The organism is Pirellulales bacterium (assembly GCA_035533075.1).
GTDB lineage: Bacteria > Planctomycetota > Planctomycetia > Pirellulales > JAICIG01 > DASSFG01.
Genome location: DATLUO010000208.1, coordinates 1 through 4,192, shown reverse-complemented (window position 1 = coordinate 4,192; position 4,192 = coordinate 1). Strand labels below are relative to the sequence as shown.

General features: G+C 61.5%; 5 protein-coding genes. 1 reads left to right on the top strand and 4 read right to left on the bottom strand.

Annotation, left to right across the window (positions count from 1 at the left end; all coding sequences use genetic code 11):
* Nucleotides 1-114 precede the first annotated feature (114 nt).
* The 4 genes from istB to VNH11_26790 form a co-directional block, all read right to left on the bottom strand.
* Nucleotides 115-945: an IS21-like element helper ATPase IstB gene (istB, locus tag VNH11_26805; GenBank protein HVA50005.1), complete on the bottom strand. Its 831-nt coding sequence runs from the start codon at nucleotides 943-945 to the stop codon at nucleotides 115-117.
* Complete coding sequence (gene istA / locus VNH11_26800; GenBank protein HVA50004.1) at nucleotides 942-2,855, bottom strand: IS21 family transposase; 1,914 nt, start codon at nucleotides 2,853-2,855, stop codon at nucleotides 942-944. Before istA ends, istB begins: the two co-directional genes overlap by 4 nt.
* A 153-nt stretch (nucleotides 2,856-3,008) precedes the next feature.
* Entirely contained in the window at nucleotides 3,009-3,413 is a 405-nt protein-coding gene (locus VNH11_26795) for a hypothetical protein (GenBank protein ID HVA50003.1), read from the bottom strand.
* A 42-nt stretch (nucleotides 3,414-3,455) separates the two neighbouring features.
* Nucleotides 3,456-3,842, bottom strand: coding sequence for a hypothetical protein (locus tag VNH11_26790; protein ID HVA50002.1), 387 nt, complete (start codon nucleotides 3,840-3,842; stop codon nucleotides 3,456-3,458).
* Between the two features lie 83 nt (nucleotides 3,843-3,925).
* Here VNH11_26790 and VNH11_26785 point away from each other — a divergent pair.
* The coding region (locus tag VNH11_26785; GenBank protein ID HVA50001.1) for a hypothetical protein at nucleotides 3,926-4,192 on the top strand (267 nt) is incomplete at its 3' end.

Below are 4,192 nucleotides of genomic sequence, written 5' to 3'. Positions count from 1 at the left end.
TGTCATTCGGCGCGTCAAAACCAGCCATCAATCGGCAGGTTTGACCAGCAGGGTTGTGAGGGTTCTACAGAGTTTAAATAATCGTCAAGTTCCTTCCGATCCGCAAGTGGGGGACTAGGCGGCAGCGCTGTCGTCGGTCGGCTTCGGCTTCTTTTTCGGTTCCGAGTCTGGCGGCGTGCTGGGCGGTGTCGGTCCTTCGGGGGCACCATCGCCGCCTTCGGAACGATTCCGCAGCCGATAGCTCCGGCCGGTGATGGTGATGATCGTCGCATGGTGCAGGAAGCGGTCGAGGATCGCCGTGGCGCTGGGCACGTCACCAATCAGCTTGCCCCAGTCCTCCAACGGCCGGTTGCTGGTCATCACCGTCGCGCGCGTCTCGTACCGCCGCATGATCACCTCGAACAGGTATTCGCCGGATCGCTTCGGAAGCTGCTTCATGCCCATGTCGTCGATGATTAGCAAGTCGGGCTTGAGATAGCGGGCGAGCATCTTCTCGTCGCCTGCCACCGTCTCATCAAGGACGAAGTCGCGGACCACGTCGAAGATCGAACGGTACAAGACCACGAAGCCCTGTTTGATCGCCAGATGACCGAGCGCCTGCACTAAGAAGCTCTTGCCCGTGCCCGGAGGCCCGAGAAACAACACGTCGCGGCGTTCACGCACAAAGCGGCAGGTGGCCAGGTCGAAGATCTGCTTGCGAGGGATCGAGGGATTGAACGTCCAATCGAAGTCGTCGAGCGGCTTCAGTTGCCGGAACTGCGCCATCCGCACGCGGCGGCCGATCAACCGCTGGTTGCGGATCAGCAGCTCATCCTGGAGGATCAACTCCAAGAATTCGGCGTGATCCAATTGATGGCCGGCGGCTTCCTGCAACCGGACGTCCAGGCAGGCGGCCAGCCCCGACAGGCGAAGCTGGCACAACATACTCTGCAAACGGTCGTTCATGGAGATTTCTCCTGGTGGGGTGGAAAACGGGGAACTACACTGGATGCGTCCGGCGAAACGGAGCCAGGCTCTGCTGAGGAGCAACCTGGCGAGGGATAGTCGGATCTGGGCGGAAGTGTGTCCGCGGGACCCCGGCCGAGGGCGACCTCCGAGCCGGGGTTTTTCGTCGAGGGCACGGGAGCTGAAATGGAAACCGGGGACACTTTTGTCCAGCCATGCCTTCCAAAACCTTCGCCCACGGAGGGGCGATCCTCCTGGCGATGGAACGCCCGCGCGACGACTTGCGCATAATCGTCGAGTGGACGAATGATGGGGTGTTCGTCGAGAAACGGCAGCGGCATTTGCACGGCGGGCTGCCGCGCCAACAGATGTCGGATCGTCCTCAGACGGTAGGCTCCGTACGAAAGGGCCGTTTTGCAGGCTTTTTCCAAGGCTTCGCTCGAGTGCTTCGTCTGCAGACTCACCAGTCCTTGGAGCACGCGCGTGCCGGCAATCCCGCGGGCATGGAGCATGGCCTGGGCCCACTGATGAGCCTCGTTGCCGATCACGCTGACTTTCGAGAGCAGCCAGGAGGCGCCGCGCTCGACGCCGCTGATCTTCTCCGCCGGTAGATGTTCGTTGAGCGTGCTGAACCGCCCCGGCTCCTGCCGCACGTGCAGCGCCACCTGCTCCCAACGGTGATTGAAGAGACGCACCAGCCGCGCATCCCATCGCACCCAAAGGCTGCGGCCAACGTATTCAGGCGGTGCCGAGTAGTAGGCCTTGGCGACCTCGACATGTCCATCGCGGTACACCTTGTGTTGCTTTTCCTGAAAGTTGGCGAAGGGCTCGGCGGGCAATGGCAAAAGAGCCGCCCGTTCGACGGCCTCGAAGAGCGCGCCAACTTGCTTCTTGTGGGTGCCGTGAATTCGCGTGTCGGCGGTCGTCGCTTCCCACCGCCCGAGATGCTCTTGCTCGGCCCGCAAGTTGTCGAACGTGCATCCCTTGAGCGCGTTGTTCTTGACGTACTTCACCCCCGACTCGACCTTCCCCTTATGGCGTGGCGTGTAGGGCCTGGTCGGCAGAATCACGGTCCCATAGTGCTGGCAGAAAGATTGCACCTTCGGCGTCAACTCGGGATCGAACCAGTCGGGGTGCGCCACCGCCGCTTTGAGGTTGTCGATCACCAACGTTTTCGGCACGCCCCCGAAATGTCGGAAGCCGTTTTCCAAGGCGCGCAGAAAGTCATCCGTCTTCTGGCTGAATGTCACCTCGCTATAGCCCTTGCGGCTGTGACTGATGACCATGCGAAAAACGTGCGTCTTGCGCCGTTTCCCTTCCGGCGTGACAACCGGCGCTCCGCTGCCGAAGTCGACCTGGGCTTCCGCGCCTGGCTCGCACTCCATTCGGCGAAAGGGGAGTGGGCGCACCCGGCCCAGGCGCCGGACGTAACGCCGCAAGCTGTCGTAATGCACCACCTTCCCGTCCGCGGCCAAGTCCTGGTGAATCCGCTTGATCGACAAGCCCTCGGCAACCTTGGCGAGGATCGCTTCGCGGTACGGGACGCACTGGCTGCCCGGCCCGCGCTCGGCCTCCACTGCCGCGGCGGCCGGTTGCGGATCAGCCGCTTCGGCCGGCCCGCCGGTCGGCGAGTCGGCTGCTGTTGCCCCGCCGCCATCGGCCGCCGCGCCGATCGGCGCATTGGCTGGTTTTGCCTCCAGACCCGGCAGGCCGCCTGAAGCGGCTGGTTTTGGCTGCTCAGAGCCGGTCGGCGCATTGGCTGGTTTTGCCGCGCATAACCGTTGCCGCAGGTATTTGCGGACCGTCTCCCGGTCGATACCCAGCTCGCGCGCAATCCGCCGCTGCTTCCAACCTAACGCATGTAACGAAAAAACCGACTCCACGATCGCCATCTTGAGTGCATTCGCCATATCGGTCCTCCTTCTGCGGATGTGCCGCTAGAAGGGGCCTACGACGAGTTTTGCCTTTCTCAAATGGCTGGTTTTGCCGCGCCGATGACTGGCTGGTTTTGCGCGCCGACTGACAGCCAAGCATCAAACGGATCGAAAACTGAAAGCGCATGGCTAATCCTCTTTCGGCGACTTGATGAGCCAATAGAACCCGACGCACACAAGGCCGGTGAGCAAGGCAGCGGCCCAGATAAAAGTCGCTTGGTCCGTCGGAACGAAACCACGGGCGTCCTGCAAATGGTTGAATGGGCCACCAGATGCAAAAGGGGCTCCGACGTATTCCCACCATGCTATCATGCCAAACGACGAGGGGATGGCCGCTCCAATGCAGAACGCCCGGACGTAGCCCCGACCCTGGATGATCCCCACGACGACGACTGCTGGAATCACGACCAAGAGCAAGAGGAATAAACTACCTGTCACCGGAGTCGGCTTCGTCAAAAGGGTTGCGCAAATGAGACCAATAATCGCCGTGACGGCGAAAATCCAGCGGACCGAGAATTGGAAGCGCTTCGTCATGCGGCCAAACTACCCGGACGACGAAGAAAAGGGGAGGGAAATCTACTTGTCCTCGTCCGCTTGATCTTTCGGGAAGATGGCGTCTTGAATCGAGTTGACCAACCACCAGATGAAGCGGAAGGAACAAAAGAAAACGACTGCTGCAACCGCCGACGACATGGGGTCGGCATCGCAGCCCGGTCCCACGGCCATGCCAACCAAGGCAAACCCAGTGGCCCAGACCACGAACGAACCGATCTGGCGCTTCGTGTAGCCCAGCCCGATGATCGCACCGAGGACGACACCGCTAGCAGCCCCGGCCATCTGCCGCTCGGTAATCATTCCAACGAACGCAAACACCAGGCCCCAGATGGCGGCTCCGCCAACAATGATCGACAGGCGGGCTGGCAGGCGTGCGGCCTGTGGGTGGTCCGCCATTTTGACAACCATGCAGTTGGAGGGGACTTCTCTTTGCCATTATAGCGGGCCGAACCAACTCGACGACCTAGCCCGACCCCGGATAGAATGACCGGATGGCCCGCCGCTTCCAATTCAGCTTGAAGTCGCTCATGGCCATCGTGGTCGTGCTGGGCTTGGCCTTTTTCTGGCTGGAGAAGTACCTGTCCGAGCAGCGGCCCATCGACTGGCAGCCATTCTCACGGGCCATGCTGGAGGAAAAACTGGCGGCCGGATCGCCCATACTGGTGATCTTTGACGTGAAGGGCACCGTCGAACCGGCACTTGAGACGCCAAAAGTTCGACGGCTACTGCGTTCCACCGGAATCGTCCCCATGCGAACC

Excerpts from the sequence above, each read along its gene's own strand:
- istB (HVA50005.1), bottom strand. The coding sequence starts at position 945 with ATGAACGACCGTTTGCAGAGTATGTTGTGCCAGCTTCGCCTGTCGGGG.
- VNH11_26790 (HVA50002.1), bottom strand. The coding sequence starts at position 3,842 with ATGGTTGTCAAAATGGCGGACCACCCACAGGCCGCACGCCTGCCAGCC.
- istA (HVA50004.1), bottom strand. The coding sequence starts at position 2,855 with ATGGCGAATGCACTCAAGATGGCGATCGTGGAGTCGGTTTTTTCGTTA.
- VNH11_26795 (HVA50003.1), bottom strand. The coding sequence starts at position 3,413 with ATGACGAAGCGCTTCCAATTCTCGGTCCGCTGGATTTTCGCCGTCACG.